14 protein-coding genes are annotated in these 14,366 nt (G+C 70.8%); 10 read left to right on the top strand and 4 right to left on the bottom strand.

The features are described 5' to 3' along the window. Nucleotides 1–10: 10 nt before the first annotated feature. The 5 genes from ABZX12_RS03060 to proB all read left to right on the top strand — a co-directional run bounded on the left by ABZX12_RS03060 (nucleotide 11) and on the right by proB (nucleotide 7,030). On the top strand, nucleotides 11–3,454 hold the full coding sequence (locus tag ABZX12_RS03060) for an Rne/Rng family ribonuclease (RefSeq protein WP_355689298.1): 3,444 nt from the start codon (nucleotides 11–13) through the stop codon (nucleotides 3,452–3,454). A gap of 160 nt (nucleotides 3,455–3,614) precedes the next feature. Further along, on the top strand, nucleotides 3,615–3,932 hold the full coding sequence (rplU, locus tag ABZX12_RS03055; RefSeq protein WP_344191216.1) for a 50S ribosomal protein L21: 318 nt from the start codon (nucleotides 3,615–3,617) through the stop codon (nucleotides 3,930–3,932). Between the two features lie 12 nt (nucleotides 3,933–3,944). After that, complete coding sequence (gene rpmA / locus ABZX12_RS03050) at nucleotides 3,945–4,205, top strand: 50S ribosomal protein L27 (protein WP_132152713.1); 261 nt, start codon at nucleotides 3,945–3,947, stop codon at nucleotides 4,203–4,205. A gap of 124 nt (nucleotides 4,206–4,329) precedes the next feature. Beyond that, nucleotides 4,330–5,913, top strand: a complete 1,584-nt coding sequence (gene obgE, locus ABZX12_RS03045; RefSeq protein ID WP_355689296.1) for a GTPase ObgE — start codon at nucleotides 4,330–4,332, stop codon at nucleotides 5,911–5,913. A gap of 4 nt (nucleotides 5,914–5,917) precedes the next feature. After that, nucleotides 5,918–7,030 (top strand): glutamate 5-kinase, encoded by a 1,113-nt coding sequence (proB, locus tag ABZX12_RS03040; protein WP_355689295.1) that lies wholly within the window; start codon nucleotides 5,918–5,920, stop codon nucleotides 7,028–7,030. A 3-nt stretch (nucleotides 7,031–7,033) separates the two neighbouring features. On the opposite strand, the gene ABZX12_RS03035 is transcribed toward proB, so the two are convergent. Continuing rightward, nucleotides 7,034–7,465 (bottom strand): hypothetical protein, encoded by a 432-nt coding sequence (locus tag ABZX12_RS03035; RefSeq protein WP_355689293.1) that lies wholly within the window; start codon nucleotides 7,463–7,465, stop codon nucleotides 7,034–7,036. Nucleotides 7,466–7,623: 158 nt separating this feature from the next. Here ABZX12_RS03035 and ABZX12_RS03030 point away from each other — a divergent pair, with 158 nt between their 5' ends. From ABZX12_RS03030 to ABZX12_RS03020, 3 genes are all read left to right on the top strand, one after another. Continuing rightward, on the top strand, nucleotides 7,624–8,145 hold the full coding sequence (locus tag ABZX12_RS03030) for a spore germination protein GerW family protein (protein ID WP_355689291.1): 522 nt from the start codon (nucleotides 7,624–7,626) through the stop codon (nucleotides 8,143–8,145). Next, nucleotides 8,142–8,615 carry an HXXEE domain-containing protein gene (locus tag ABZX12_RS03025; protein WP_355689290.1) on the top strand — a complete coding sequence of 158 codons (474 nt, stop codon included), beginning with the start codon at nucleotides 8,142–8,144 and terminating at the stop codon, nucleotides 8,613–8,615. Before ABZX12_RS03030 ends, ABZX12_RS03025 begins: the two co-directional genes overlap by 4 nt. A 161-nt stretch (nucleotides 8,616–8,776) precedes the next feature. Beyond that, nucleotides 8,777–10,030 (top strand): glutamate-5-semialdehyde dehydrogenase, encoded by a 1,254-nt coding sequence (locus ABZX12_RS03020; protein ID WP_355689289.1) that lies wholly within the window; start codon nucleotides 8,777–8,779, stop codon nucleotides 10,028–10,030. On the opposite strand, the gene ABZX12_RS03015 is transcribed toward ABZX12_RS03020, so the two are convergent. Further along, nucleotides 10,031–10,609 (bottom strand): PadR family transcriptional regulator, encoded by a 579-nt coding sequence (locus ABZX12_RS03015; RefSeq protein ID WP_355689287.1) that lies wholly within the window; start codon nucleotides 10,607–10,609, stop codon nucleotides 10,031–10,033. Between the two features lie 65 nt (nucleotides 10,610–10,674). Between ABZX12_RS03015 and ABZX12_RS03010 the strand changes: the two genes are divergently transcribed. Beyond that, complete coding sequence (locus ABZX12_RS03010; RefSeq protein ID WP_355689285.1) at nucleotides 10,675–11,562, top strand: alpha/beta hydrolase; 888 nt, start codon at nucleotides 10,675–10,677, stop codon at nucleotides 11,560–11,562. Here the strand turns inward: ABZX12_RS03010 and ABZX12_RS03005 are convergent. Further along, nucleotides 11,549–12,574: a winged helix-turn-helix transcriptional regulator gene (locus ABZX12_RS03005; protein ID WP_355689283.1), complete on the bottom strand. Its 1,026-nt coding sequence runs from the start codon at nucleotides 12,572–12,574 to the stop codon at nucleotides 11,549–11,551. The genes ABZX12_RS03010 and ABZX12_RS03005 overlap by 14 nt on opposite strands. Before the next feature lie 86 nt (nucleotides 12,575–12,660). On the opposite strand from ABZX12_RS03005, the gene ABZX12_RS03000 reads away from it, so the two are divergent. Next, a complete protein-coding gene (locus ABZX12_RS03000; RefSeq protein ID WP_355689281.1) occupies nucleotides 12,661–13,860 on the top strand; it encodes an MFS transporter in 1,200 nt (399 codons plus the stop codon). Here the strand turns inward: ABZX12_RS03000 and ABZX12_RS02995 are convergent. Further along, complete coding sequence (locus ABZX12_RS02995; RefSeq protein ID WP_355689279.1) at nucleotides 13,793–14,242, bottom strand: Lrp/AsnC family transcriptional regulator; 450 nt, start codon at nucleotides 14,240–14,242, stop codon at nucleotides 13,793–13,795. The genes ABZX12_RS03000 and ABZX12_RS02995 overlap by 68 nt on opposite strands. Nucleotides 14,243–14,366 lie beyond the last annotated feature (124 nt).

Raw genomic sequence — 14,366 nt, 5'->3', positions numbered from 1 at the left:
CCCGCACTACATGCTCGACAACGAGCCGACCACCGAAGCAGCAGAAACCGCTGCCCCCGCCCAGCCCGCCGCCTCTGCGCGCAAGACCGCCAAGAAGGCCGCGGCCGCGAAGAAGACCAGCACGCCGCGCAAGCGCGCGGCGAAGAAGACCGTCGCCGACGACGTGACGGCGGTCCCGACCCAGTCCGACGACCAGGCGGCCGACCCGGCCCCGGCGCCGGCGAAGAAGGCGGCCGCCAAGAAGGCCGCCGCGAAGAAGACCACGGCCGCGAAGGCCGCCGCGAAGGCCCCGGCCAAGAAGACCGCCGCCAAGCGCCCCGCGAAGAAGGCGGCCGGCCAGGACTCGTTCCCGGAGCTCGCCGAGGAGACCGCGACGTCCACCGCGGACGCCGGCCCGGTCGTCGAGAACGCGCCGGTCGCGAAGAAGACCACCCGCAAGCGCACCGCCAAGAAGGCGGCCGCCCCGCTTCCGGCCGAGGGCTCCCCGGTCACGGACGGCCCGATCACCGACGCCACCGGTGACGTCACTGCTGACGTCACCGCCGGCGCGGACGCGACGCCCGCGGACGACGCGCCGGCCCGCAAGCGCACCTCCCGCCGCCGTACGTCGAAGACCGCAACCGTCGACCCCGCTGCCGACCCCGCCGTCGACCCCGCTACTGCCGAGGCCCCCCGCGAGCCGGTTGCTGACGCGGACAGCGGTCGCAGCACCCGCCGCGGCCGCAACACCCGCGCCCGGGCCGGTGCCGAGGACGGCGCCGACGCGCCGGCCGCCGCCCCGGCTGAGGCGGCTGCCGAGGCTCCGGCCGAGGAGACGAGCACCCGGCGGACCCGCCGGCGCGCCGCCGCCCCCGCGGCCGTGCTGTTCCAGGCGCCTGTCGAGACTTCCCAGGCCAAGGCGCAGAAGGCGCCCGCGCAGGCCGAGGCGACCAGCCCGGTCGAGGCGACTTCCGACACCACCCCGGCGCCGGGCGACGACGAGCAGCCGCCGACCACGCGCCGCCGCCGGAGCCGCCGCAACCGCGACGCGGAGCCGCAGACCGCCGAGACCCCCGAAGAGGTCGCGGCCGCCCGCGCCGAACCGGTCCTGGAGGCCGCCGAGGCGGTCGCCGACGCGACCGAGGCCCAGACGGACGCCCAGACCGACGCCCAGACCGATGCGCAGACCGAGGCCGAGGACGGCGAAGAGGGCGGCGAGGGCACCCGTCGTCGCCGGCGCCGCCGCGGCGGTCGCCGCCGCCGCAAGTCCGGTGACGGGGACGGCGCCGAGGACAGCGCCGACGAGCAGGACGCGGACGACCACGACGACGACTCCGAGCAGGACGCCGACGCCCAGGCCGAGGACGCCGACCAGGACGGTGCGGACACCGACGAGGACGGCGAGTCCGGGAGCAGCGCGTCACGCCGTCGGCGTCGCCGGCGCCGCCGCAAGGGCGAGGACAGCGCCGCCTCCCCGGACGACCCCGACGAGACCGTCGTCCGGGTCCGCGAGCCGCGCAGCAAGAACACCGCGAACGAGATCACCGCGGTCGAGGGCTCGACCCGCCTGGAGGCGAAGAAGCAGCGCCGCCGCGAGGGCCGCGCCGCCGGCCGCCGCCGCGCGCCGATCGTGACCGAGGCCGAGTTCCTGGCCCGCCGCGAGTCGGTCGAGCGGACGATGGTGATCCGGTCCCGCGAGGACCTGACCCAGATCGCGGTCTCCGAGGACAACGTGCTGGTCGAGCACTACGTGACGACGGCGGAGCAGACCTCGCTGATCGGCAACGTGTACCTCGGCCGCGTGCAGAACGTGCTGCCCAGCATGGAGGCGGCGTTCATCGACATCGGCAAGGGCCGCAACGCGGTGCTGTACGCCGGTGAGGTCGACTGGGCCACCCTCGGCGGTGCGAACGGCCCGCGCAAGATCGAGCAGGTGCTGAAGTCCGGCCAGTCGGTCCTGGTCCAGGTGACCAAGGACCCGATCGGCCACAAGGGCGCCCGCCTGACCAACCAGATCAGCCTGCCCGGCCGGTACGTCGTGTACGTGCCGCGCGGCGGCAACGGCGGCATCAGCCGCAAGCTGCCCGACACCGAGCGGAACCGGCTGAAGGCGATCCTCAAGGACATCGTCCCCGACGAGGCCGGCGTGATCGTCCGGACCGCCGCCGAAGGTGCGTCGGAGGAGGAGCTGACCGCCGACGTCAGCCGCCTGCAGGCCGCCTGGGCGGAGATCGACAAGAAGTCCAGGAACGGCCAGGCCCCGCAGCTGCTGTACGGCGAGCCGGACCTGCTGATCCGCGTCGTCCGCGACCTGTTCACCGAGGACTTCGCCAAGCTGGTGATCTCCGGTGACCGGGCCTACGACCAGGTCCGGGAGTACGTCGAGGGCGTCGCGCCGCACCTGGCCGACCGGGTCGAGAAGTGGAGCGGCGACGGCGACGTCTTCGCGAACTTCCGGATCGACGAGCAGATCAAGAAGGCGCTGGACCGCAAGGTCTGGCTGCCGTCCGGCGGCTCGCTGATCATCGACCGCACCGAGGCGATGACGGTCGTCGACGTGAACACCGGCAAGTTCACCGGCTCCGGCGGCAACCTCGAGGAGACCGTCACCAAGAACAACCTGGAGGCGGCCGAGGAGATCGTCCGGCAGCTCCGGCTCCGCGACATCGGCGGCATCATCGTGATCGACTTCATCGACATGGTGCTGGAGTCGAACCGGGACCTGGTGCTGCGCCGGCTGGTCGAGTGCCTGGGCCGCGACCGCACCAAGCACCAGGTCGCCGAGGTGACCTCGCTCGGCCTGGTCCAGATGACCCGGAAGCGGATCGGCACCGGCCTGCTCGAGGCGTTCAGCGAGAACTGCGACCACTGCGGCGGCCGCGGGCTGATCCTGCACGACGAGCCGAAGGAGTCCCGTCGCCGCGACGGCCGCAACGGCCAGGGCGGAAACGGCCAGAGCGGAAACGGCCAGAGCGGGAACGGTCAGGGCGGAAACGCTCAGAGCGGTCACGACCACGGCAAGCAGGCGGAAGAGGGCGGCCGGAAGAGCTCGCGCCGCCGCCGCGGCAAGGGCCGGGGCGAGGACGAGCAGACCGCCGAGCCGGAGGCGCCGCAGCACAACGGCGACGCCGCCCAGAAGCTGGCGCAGATCGCCGCGGCGACCGCGAAGAAGGACGAGGCCGACGCCACGCCGGGCGCGGTGGACGGTACGCCGGAGCCCACCGGCTACCCGGTCTCCGCGGACGCGGCGGAGCACGTGAGTCCGGAGGCCACCGGCTTCCCGGCCCCGGCCACCGAGACTGCACCCGAGACCGCACCCGAGTCCGCTGAGGCGACCGAGGTCGTCGAGGCCGACGCGGCGCAGAACGGCGCACCGAAGACCACTCGGCGGCGGCGCAGCAGCCGTAGCCGGAGCAAGACCGCTACCGACAGTGACGCGGCCGAGCCTTCGGAACTCGTCACGACCGGCAGCTGACCCGATTTCAACTTTGCAGGCTGAACCCTGTAAAGTTGAGCGGGTGCGCTCGGCGCACCCTACTCGTGTGGTGTGAAAGTGTGTGAGGAGTTCGTCCTCGCGACGACCTCACACCATCACACCCGTAAGTTTTCCGATCCAGCAGAGAGTGAGATCCACGGTGTACGCGATCGTGCGCAGTGGCGGCACCCAGCAGAAGGTCGCCGTCGGCGATGTCATCGAGATCGACAGCCTGACCGAGAAGGTGGGCGACACCGTCGCGCTGCCGGCGGTCCTCGTCGTCGATGGCGACACCGTGACGGCCGACGCCGCGGCGCTGGCCAACGTGGCCGTGTCGGCTGAGGTTCTCGGCCGCACCAAGGGCCCGAAGATCAACATCCTCAAGTACAAGAACAAGACCGGTTACCGCAAGCGCCAGGGTCACCGTCAGCACTACACCCAGGTCAAGGTCACCGCGATCGACGCGAAGAAGAAGTGAGCTGATCAACAGATGGCACACAAAAAGGGAGCGGCCTCGACCCGCAACGGTCGTGACTCCAACGCCCAGCGCCTCGGCGTGAAGCGGTACGGCGGTCAGCTGGTCAACGCCGGCGAGATCATCGTCCGTCAGCGCGGCACGCACTTCCACCCGGGCAACCTGGTCGGCCGTGGCGGCGACGACACGCTGTTCGCGCTGGCCGAGGGCACTGTGGAGTTCGGCACCCGGCGCGGTCGCCGCGTCGTCAACATCGTCCCGGCCCCGGCGGAGTAACACCGCCACCCGGTTCACGAAGCTCTGTCGAAAGGGCGGGTCGCGGAATACCGCGCACCCGCCCTTTTGCTGTGTAAGTAGTTGTTACGTGGTACTTGGCTCCTGCAGGAAGTAGAGAACACCGATGGCCATCCCCAGTTTCGTCGACCGCGTCACGGTGCACGTCACCGCGGGCCGCGGCGGGAACGGCTGCGCCTCGGTGCACCGGGAGAAATTCAAGCCGCTCGGCGGCCCCGACGGCGGCAACGGCGGTGACGGCGGCAGCGTGATCCTGCGCGTCGACCCGGACGTGACGACGCTGGTCGACTACCACCGCTCCAGCCACCGCACCGCGACAAACGGTGCCCAGGGCAAGGGTGACAACCAGGCCGGCGGCAACGGCGGCGACGTGGTCCTCGGCGTCCCGGACGGCACCGTCGTGAGTACGGCGGACGGCGACGTACTCGCCGATCTCGTCGGACCGGGTGCGGAGTTCGTCGCGGCGCAGGGCGGTAAGGGCGGTCTGGGCAACGCGGCGCTGGCGAGCAGTTCCCGCAAGGCGCCCGGTTTCGCGCTGCTCGGTGAGGACGGCGAGGAGCGCACGCTCGTCCTGGAGCTGAAGGTCGTCGCGGACGTCGGCCTGGTCGGGTTCCCGAGCGCCGGCAAGTCGTCGCTGATCGCCGCGATCAGCCGCGCCCGGCCGAAGATCGCCGACTATCCGTTCACCACCCTGATCCCGAACCTCGGCGTCGTCGTCGCCGGTGACACCACGTTCACCGTCGCCGACGTACCGGGCCTGATCGAGGGCGCGAGCGAGGGCCGTGGCCTCGGGTACGACTTCCTGCGGCACGTGGAGCGGTGCGCCGCGCTGGTTCACGTCGTCGACTGCGCGACGTACGAGCCGGGCCGCGACCCGTTGAGCGACCTCGACACGATCGAGGCCGAGCTGACCGCGCACGGCGGGCTCGAGGACCGGCCGCGACTCGTTGCCCTGAACAAGATCGACGTACCGGACGCGCGTGAAATCGCCGAGATGGTGCAGGCCGAGCTGGTGGAGCGCGGGTACCGGGTGTTCCCGATCTCGACCGCGTCGCACGAGGGCCTGGAGGCGCTGAAGTTCGCGATGGCCGAGATCGTCGTACGGCGGCGCGCGGAGCAGGACAAGCCCGACACCACGCGGATCGTGATCCGGCCGCAGGTGCAGGGCGGGCCCGAGTTCAAGGTGAAGAAGCTGCCGGACGACGGCGGCTGGCTGGTCCAGGGCCAGAAGCCCGAGCGCTGGGTGAAGCAGACCGACTTCGCCAACGCGGAGGCGACCGGCTATCTCGCCGACCGGCTGAACCGGCTGGGCGTCGAGGAGGAGCTGCTGAAGCTCGGTGCGCGGCCGGGCGACGCGGTGGTGATCGGCGACGGTCCGAACGCGATCGTGTTCGACTTCGCGCCCGATGTGCAGGCCGGCGCGGAGATCCTCGCCCGGCGCGGTGAGGACCACCGGCTCGAGGAGGTTCGCCCCGCGGCACAGCGGCGGCAGGCCAAGGACACCGAGTACCACGCCTTCCGCGAGGGGGAGCGCGCCGAGGACTGGTCGCAGTACGGCGCGAACTGGGACGCCGACGAGGTCGACCTGTCCCCGGCGGAGGCGAAGCGAGCGGCGGAGGCCGCGGCGAAGCAGGCGCGCAAGGAGGCGCGCGAGCTGGCCGCGGCGGAGGATCTCGACCAGAACGGTTGATTTCATGAAGCATCGCGCGGAGGCGTTGCACGCCACGCGAATCGTCGTGAAGGTCGGCTCGTCGTCGCTGACCCAGCGCGGCAAGATCGACCTGGAACGGCTCCGGCTGCTCGTCGACGCCATCGCGGCGCGCCGGGTGGAGGGTACCGAGGTCGTACTCGTCTCCTCCGGCGCGATCGCCGCCGGGCTGTCCCCGATGGGATTGCGGACCCGGCCGCGGGACCTGGCGACGCAGCAGGCGGCCGCCTCGGTCGGCCAGGGACTGCTGATGGCCCGCTACAGCGACGCGTTCGCGGCCCACGGGCTGCGCGTCGGGCAGGTGCTGCTGACGGTCGACGACGTGACCCGGCGATCGCACTACCGCAACGCGTACCGGACGTTCGCCCGGCTGCTCGAGCTCGGCGTCGTGCCGATCGTGAACGAGAACGACACGGTCGCGACCACCGAGATCCGCTTCGGCGACAACGACCGGCTCGCGGCGCTGACCAGTCACCTGGTGCACGCGGACCTGCTGCTCCTGCTGTCCGACGTCGACGGCCTGTACGACGGGGATCCCCGCAAGCCCGGTACGTCGATGGTCACCGAGATCCGCGGCGCCGCCGACCTGGAGCCGCTGGCGATCGGGAAGAGCGGGGCGTCGGGCGTCGGCACGGGCGGTATGCAGACGAAGGTCGAGGCGGCCGCGATCGCCACGGAGGCAGGGATCCCGGTGCTCCTCACCTCCGCCGGGCGGGTCGGCGAGGCACTCCGCGGGGAGCCGGTGGGCACCCTGTTCCACCCCACCGGCCGGCGCCGCAAGACACGCCTGCTGTGGCTCGCGCATGCGACCTCGGGCCAGGGCATCCTGCACCTCGACGAGGGCGCGGTGCGCGCGTTGACGCACCGTCGCGCGTCGCTGCTGCCGGCCGGTATCACCGCGGTGGAAGGCACGTTCTCGGCCGGCGATCCCGTCGACCTGGTCTCACCCTCGGGCGTGGTCGTGGCCCGCGGTCTGGTCAACTACGACGCCTCCGAGCTGCCCGACCTGCTGGGCCGCTCCACGCGGGACCTCGCGCGGGAGCTCGGATCGGCGTACGAGCGCGAGGTCGTGCACCGCGACGACCTGGTCCTGCTCTAGGGCCTAGCGGCGCGCCCGGCTCCCGTCCGCCACCAGGACGACGAGTTGGACGACGATGGCGGCGATCGACCCGAAGAACCCGATCGCCAGCGCGATCCGTGCGAGCACGACCCACGGATCACCGAAGTCGAACGGGAAGACCTGCCAGACGCGTATGATCGCGACCAGCCCGACGCCGGTGACGATCAGATCACCCAGCGACTTCAGCCAGCGCGGGTCCGTCAGGAGATAGACGACATTCACGGCGACTCCCGTGATCAGCGTCGCGCTGACCCAGCCGAGCACCTGTTCGGTATCGGACGTGAGGAACGGGACCTGCTGCCAGCCGGGCCAGACCTGGATGGCGTAGAGCGCGACGGCGTTGAACACGACGGCGAACACATAGCCGGTGCGCCGGCTCGCCCGTGAGGGGCGGCGTTCGGTCTGTTTGAGCATGATCGCACCTCCTCGGCACGAGTCTCGCCGAGGCGGTGGCGACTGTCCCGTCCCAGAGGTCCCGTTCTGCCGGGACCGTGTCCTCTGGACGCCGTACGTCGTTGCGCCGAGTCTGGAGGCGATGTGTGAGCGGTTGAGACCAGGGGAGGCCGACAGACATGGGAAAGCCGGACAAGACGCAATCGGACGTTCTCGAAGTGCTGCGCGGAGTGGTGGACAGTGTGAAGGCCGGAACGGTGTTCGGTGCTCCGGTGAGCTACAAGGGGCTCACGGTGCTTCCGGTCGCACGGATCGCCGGCGGCGGAGGCGGCGGCCGGGGCGAGGACGCCAACGGGCGCGGCGCCGAGGGGTCCGGCGGTGGGATCGGCCTGTCCGCACGGCCGGTCGGCGTCTACGTCATCAAGGACGACGAGGTCACCTGGTCGCCGGCAGTCGACGTCACCAAGGTCGTTCTCGGCGGTCAGATCGTGGGCATCGTGGCCCTGCTGACGCTGCGGACCCTGTTCAAGATCCTCCGCGACCGCCGGCAGCGGCCTCCCGAGCAAATGGCTCGCAGGCAAAAGGCTCGCAAACAAAAGGCTCGCAAGCAGGAGTCTCGCGAGCAGGAGTCTCGCGAGCCTGTCGAGCAGGGGACTCTCGAGCCAGAGCCTGCGGTGCCGGAACCTACGATGACGGTGTGAAGCTCGCCTGGGGTCTCCTCGCCGCCTGGATCGTCCACGACCTCGAGGAACTCGCCACGATGCCGTCGTTCTCGCAGCAGCCGGATCTGCCGGCACCGCTGACGATGGTCCTGCCGATGTCGCGGACGGAGGCGGCCACCGCGATCGGCCTGACCGGTGTTGCGATGGCGGCCGCCTCCGTCGCGGGCGCCGCGACGGGCGGACGCAGCAAATTCTTCCAGACGTCGCTGCTGGGTTTCGGTCTGCACGCCGGCACGCACATCGCCCAGTCCGTGGTTCTCCGGCGCTACACGCCCGGCCTGGTCACCGCGCCGCTGGTCGTGATCCCGTTCAGCGTGTGGGCGTGGCGGCGACTGCGCGCGGACGGCGTGCCGATCGCACCGCCCGACCGTCGCCTCAACCTCGCCCTCGCCGCTGTCGTCCCGTTGGCCCACGCGCTGGCCCGCCTGCCACGCCTACGCCGCCGCTGACCCGCGTACGTCGGTACGCCGTCGGCCAGCGCGGTCGATCGTCTGCCCGACTTTGTGCACCCACCGGCCATTTTCACCGCGATCTCGTGGTCGGTGGGTGCACAAAGTCCACCTGAGAGACGACGGGGCATCCGGCGGCGGGGCCGCACTACGATGAAGGGGTGAGCGAGATCATCGAGCTGGCGCGGCGGGCGCGCGTGGCGTCGTACGCGTTGGCGGAGGCGTCCCGGGCGACCAAGGACGCGGCGTTGCACGCGATGGCGGCAGCGCTGCGGGACAACACGGACGCGATCGTCGAAGCGAACGCCGTCGACGTCGCCGCGGCACGGGAAGCCGGTACGCCGGAGTCCACCGTCGACCGCCTGGCGCTGAACCCGGCGCGCGTCGACGGGATGGCTGCCGGGTTGGAGCAGCTCGCCGGCCTCGCGGACCCGGTCGGCGAGGTCGTTCGCGGGTACACGCTGCCCAACGGCCTCGAGCTCCGCCAGGTGCGGGTGCCGTTCGGCGTCGTCGGCATCATCTACGAGGCCCGTCCGAACGTGACCGCCGACGCCGGGGGCATTTGCCTGAAGTCCGGCAACGCGGTCCTGCTGCGCGGTTCGTCGTCCGCGGCCGCCTCCAACAAGGCGATCATCGCCGTACTGCGGGATGCTGCCGAGTCGGCGGGGTTGCCGGCCGACGTGGTCCAGGGCGTGCCGACGGATCGGGCCGCGGTGAAGGAGCTCATGCAGGCGCGCGGGCTGGTCGACGTACTGATCCCGCGCGGCGGCGCCGGGCTGATCCAGACCGTCGTGAGCGAGTCGTCCGTGCCGGTGATCGAGACCGGTGTCGGCAACTGTCACGTGTACATCGACGCGGACGCGGATCTCGGCCTCGGTCTGGAGATCCTGCTGAACTCGAAGACCCAGCGCCCGAGCGTCTGCAACGCGGCGGAGTCGCTGCTGGTCCACGCGGACGTCGCCGAGGCGTTCCTGGCCCGCGCTCTGCCTGCCCTCGCCGAAGCCGGTGTGACCGTGCACGGCGACGCGGCGGTAGTTGCTGCTGGCAAGGATCAGGCCGGTGTGGTGGCGGCGACCGAGGAGGACTACGGGACCGAGTACAACTCGCTCGACCTGTCGGCCGCGGTCGTCGGCTCGCTCGAGGACGCCGTGCAGCACATCCGCCGGTACAGCTCGGGTCACACCGACGCGATCATCACCCGCTCGCAGGCGGCCGCGCGGCGCTTCACCACCGCGGTCGACTCGGCGGCGGTGGTGGTGAACGCCAGCACCCGCTTCACCGACGGCGGCGAGTTCGGCTTCGGCGCCGAGATCGGCATCTCCACCCAGAAACTCCACGCCCGCGGGCCGATGGGCCTGCCCGAGATGACCTCCACCAAGTACGTCGTCACCGGCGAAGGTCAGATCCGCACCTGATCAAGCCGGGCCGGGCGTCCACGTCAGGGCGCCGGTCCGGAGGTCGTCGAGCACGCTGTCGATCCATTCGGCTTCGGCGAGCGTGACGGCGACCTGGTACTCCGACTCCAGGAGAGCGAAGCGGGGGACCGGGTGGCCGTCGACTTCGGAGCCGAGCTCCAGCTGCAATTCGGCGATGCGCTTCGTCAGGCGCTCGCGGCGTTGTGCGAGGAACTCGCCGGCTGTCTGCGGTGGTAGCAGCATCACGAACGACAGGCCCGCGGGGAACTCGGGGAACTCGTTGCGCGGCGTGGTGAGGATCTCCGCCAGCCATTCCCGGCAGATCGTGCGCCCCTCGTCGGTGAGGTGGTAGACGGTCCGCTCGGGGTACCGCTCGTCCCGCTCCGTCGCGCCGACCGTGATCAGTCCGGCCTCCTCCAGGCGCACGATCATCCGGTACAAGCTGGTCCGCTGACCGACGTTGACCACCTGGTCCTTGCCCCACTGCTTCAGCAGCCGCTGGATCCCGTACGGATGCAGCGGCCCGTTCTCCAGCAGGCCGAGGATCGCGAGAGCTAGCGACGAGCGTCGAAAAGTCACGCTCCCACCATAGAGGCTTGAGATACTAGTTGCAATGTAACTAGAGCACATGTAACTATCAACTCATGAGATCAGCAGAACTGACCCAAGACACCGTCGCCTCCCGCGACGGCACCGAGATCGGCTACTACACGACCGGGCAGGGACCGGCCGTCGTCGTCCTGCACGGCAGCATGGAGTCGGCCCGCAGTCACACCCTGTTCGCGGAGGCGTTGGCCGACGAGTTCACCGTCTACCTGCCGGACCGCCGCGGCCGCGGGCTCTCGGGTCCGCATCGGCCGGACCACAACGTCCGCACCGAGATCGAAGACTTGGAAGCCGTCCTTGCCGCGGCCGGGGCGCAGCGCGCGTTCGGTGTCAGCGCCGGGGGAGCGGTGGTCCTGGAGGCGGCCCGCACCCTCCCGTCCCTGAAGCAGGTCGCGCTCTATGAGCCCGCGATTGTCGCCGACGGCGGTCCGCACCGCGAGTGGCTGGCGCGGTTCGACCAGGAGATCGCCCGCGGTGATGTGGCCGGTGCGATGGTGACGAGCATGTTCGGCTTCGAGATGGCGCCGCCGTTCCTGAAGGTGATGCCGCGCGGCCTGCTCCGCTGGATGACCGAGAAGATGATGGCGAAGGAAGAGCGCCAGGCCGCGCCGGGCGCGATCACCATGCGGCAGCTCGCCCCCACGATCCACGCCGAGGGCACGATCGTCGCCGAACTGGCCGGCACCTTCGACGCGTTCCGTACGGTCGACGCCGAGGTGCTGCTCCTTGGCGGTAGCAAGGGCCTGCCTGGCCTCGAGCCTGGTCGCGCGACGCTGGAGAAGGTGCTGCCGCATTGCCGCCGGATCGAGTTCGGCGGCTACGACCACGGCTCGTCCTCGGACCCGGGCGGCGTCAACCCGAACGGCAAGCCCGAGGCCGTCCGCCGGATCGCCGCCGAGGTGAAGTCGTTCTTCAGCCAGTCGTGAGCGCCCAGTCGACCGCGTCCGCGATGTCGGTGACGGGATACCGGACCGACCGCACCACCCGGTCCGCGCCGACGATCAGCACGAACCGTTTCAGCCGCTCGTACCCTCCCGCGCGGAACGTCGGCAGCCGCAGCGCGGCCGTCAGCTCCAGATCGAGATCGGACAGCAGCAGGTGTGGGATTTCCTCCCCTTGTGCGAACGCCTGCTGCTCGTCGGTCCGCTGCGTACTCACCCCGCGCACCGCGATCCCCTTCGCCGCAAACTCGTCGTACCGCGCCCCGAACAATCGGTTCTCCAAGGTGCAGCCGGCGGCCCCCGGAATCTCACCCCAACCGTCCGGCAGCGGACTCGGCCGCCCCGTCGCCGGATACCCGAAGATCACGGTGGTCCGCGCGCCCACATCAACCACGTCAACCGTAGTGCCGCGCGCCGACAGACCGTCGGTGTCAGCCGTCGTGCCACTGGTCGCCGGGGCGTCGGCCGTCGTGCCACGGGTGGACGGGGCGTCGGTCGTCGTGCCGCGGGTGGACGGGGCGACGGTGTCGGAGGTGGTGTCGTGGGCGGACGGGGCGTCGGCCGTCGTGCCGCGGGTTGACGGTAGGGCGACGTACGGGACGCGCTGACCCACCAGCTCGAGCAGGCGCTGTGCCGGCGGCTCGTCCGCGGCGTTGGTCCCGGTCAGCGAGCCGTCCCCGAGCAGCCAGCGATCGCCCCAATCCTGCAGCGCGACGAGCACCGGCAGCAGTGCGCGGCCGCGTGGCGTCAGCTCGTACGCGTACCGCGTCGGCCGGTCCTGGTACGCAGCTTTGTTGACAATCCGGCTGTCGACCAGGCTGTTCAGCCGCTCGGTCAGCACCTTCCGGGAGATGCGCAGCGAGCCCGCGAGCTCGTCGAACCGCGACACCCCGCGCGCCAGGTCGCGGACGATCAGCAGCTCCCAGCCGTCGCCGATGACGCCGAGGGACTGCGCGATCGCACAGTCCGCCTCGGGTGAGAAGGTGCTCCGCCGCACGCTCGCACTCCTTCCAATCCAGTTGCCGCCCCGACGGCCGTCGAGTAAGTTCCCGACAGGAACTCACTCTAGCTCAGGGGGCGGACGTGTACTGGCGCCGAATCGCGGAACTGCCCACCTGGCTCCAGGCCGTGATGGTCGGCCAGCTCGTGAACGGGGCCGGTGCGCTGGCCTGGATCTACCTCACGCTCTACCTCGTCGAGGACCGCGGCATGTCGGCGCAACAGGCCGGCTTCGCCGCGGCCGCGTACGGCGTCGGTCTGGTCGGGGGCAACCTGGGCGGCGGGTGGTTCGGCGATCGTTTCGGCCTGCGTGCGGCGGCGCTCGCGAGCCAGCTGTTGTGGGCGATCTCCTGTCTGGCCATGCCGTTGGTGCCCGGCCCGTCGATCGCCGTCGTCGCGGCACTGGCCGGGCTCTTCGGCGGTGCCGGACGCCCGAATCTCAGCGCCCTCGTCGCCACCTCACTCCCGGCCGAGCGCCGGCGTGAGGGCATCGCGCTGTCCCGCACCGCCTCGAACGCCGGCTTCACGATCGGCCCGCCGCTCGGGGGCCTGCTCGCGGCGTACGACTTCTCGCTGGTGTTCGTCGTCGACGCGCTCACCAGCCTCGTCATGGCCGCGATCATCTGGCGCTGGGTCCCGAATGCCCGACAGACAACAGGATTGTCGACAACCGGATTGTGGAAGACGGTCCTGAGGGATCGCGCGGTCCTGGTCGTGCTGGTGACGATCGTGGTCGTCGACACCGTCTACCGCCAGATCTTCGCGACGATGCCGCTGCTGCTACGTGACGCGGGCACGCCGACGGTGGCGTACGGCGTGCTGCTCGGCGCCAGTTCGGTCGTGATCGTTCTGTGCGAGGCCCCGCTCGCGGTACGGCTGCGCGGTCATCGCGCGACCAGGGTGATCGCCGCGGGCTTCGCGTGCATCGGCATCGGGTTGGCCGTGCTCGGCGTCTGGCCGGCGCTCGGGGGTGCGGCGGTGGCGATCGCCGTGATGACGGCGGGGGAGATGCTCTACAAGCCGACCGCCACGGCGCACGTCGCCGACGCGGCGCCGGATGGGATGGTCGGTCGGTACTCCAGTCTGTACGCCGCCGCCTCGATCAGCGGCATGTTCCTCGCGCCGGCGATCGGCGGTACGACGTACCAGCACGCCCCAGGGCTGCTCTACCCCGTCGCCGCGGGCCTCGCGCTCGCGGCAGGCGTCGTACTGCTGTTCAGTCGGGCAGGGGCGCGGGGCGTCCTTCCCAGCGGGTCGACAGCACAACCGTCGTCCGCGTCCTGACCACGCCGTTCACGCGGCGCAGTGACCCCACGACCGCCTCCAGTTGCGTGACGTCGGCGACCCGCACCTTGACCACGAGTTCCTGGTCGCCGGCGACGAACCAGCAGTCCTCGACCGCGGGGATCTCACGGACCTGCTCCACCACGTCGTCGGTCTCGACGTCGTCGCGCTGGAACAGCCCGATCAGCGCACTCGTGCCCAGGCCGACTTGTTCCGGGGCGACCACGGCGCGGTACCCGAGCAGTACGCCGCGCTCCTCGAGACGCCGTACGCGCTCCTGGACGCTCGGGCCGGACAGGCCGACCTCCCGGCCCAGCTCGGCCCAGCTGGAGCGGCCGTTCAGCCGGAGCGCTTCGATCAGCTGCCGGTCGATCGCGTCCATGACGCCTCCTGTTCACCACAGATTCTAAGGTCAGGAATGCTCTGTGCCTTTAATTCGTTTGTGAGAGCGTAACTCTTACCGTACAATTTGAGGTACCGGGGACAGTCCACCCCGGTTCCGCCGT

This window comes from Kribbella sp. NPDC003505, from assembly GCF_040610875.1.
In the GTDB taxonomy this organism is placed as follows: domain Bacteria; phylum Actinomycetota; class Actinomycetes; order Propionibacteriales; family Kribbellaceae; genus Kribbella.
This window is presented reverse-complemented; position numbering and strand designations above follow the sequence as displayed.

Coding starts and splice junctions, on each gene's coding strand:
- ABZX12_RS02995 (WP_355689279.1), bottom strand. CDS start 14,242: ATGGACGCGATCGACCGGCAGCTGATCGAAGCGCTCCGGCTGAACGGC.
- ABZX12_RS03010 (WP_355689285.1), top strand. CDS start 10,675: ATGAGATCAGCAGAACTGACCCAAGACACCGTCGCCTCCCGCGACGGC.
- ABZX12_RS03035 (WP_355689293.1), bottom strand. CDS start 7,465: ATGCTCAAACAGACCGAACGCCGCCCCTCACGGGCGAGCCGGCGCACC.
- obgE (WP_355689296.1), top strand. CDS start 4,330: ATGGCCATCCCCAGTTTCGTCGACCGCGTCACGGTGCACGTCACCGCG.
- rpmA (WP_132152713.1), top strand. CDS start 3,945: ATGGCACACAAAAAGGGAGCGGCCTCGACCCGCAACGGTCGTGACTCC.
- ABZX12_RS03030 (WP_355689291.1), top strand. CDS start 7,624: ATGGGAAAGCCGGACAAGACGCAATCGGACGTTCTCGAAGTGCTGCGC.
- ABZX12_RS03060 (WP_355689298.1), top strand. CDS start 11: ATGCTCGACAACGAGCCGACCACCGAAGCAGCAGAAACCGCTGCCCCC.
- proB (WP_355689295.1), top strand. CDS start 5,918: ATGAAGCATCGCGCGGAGGCGTTGCACGCCACGCGAATCGTCGTGAAG.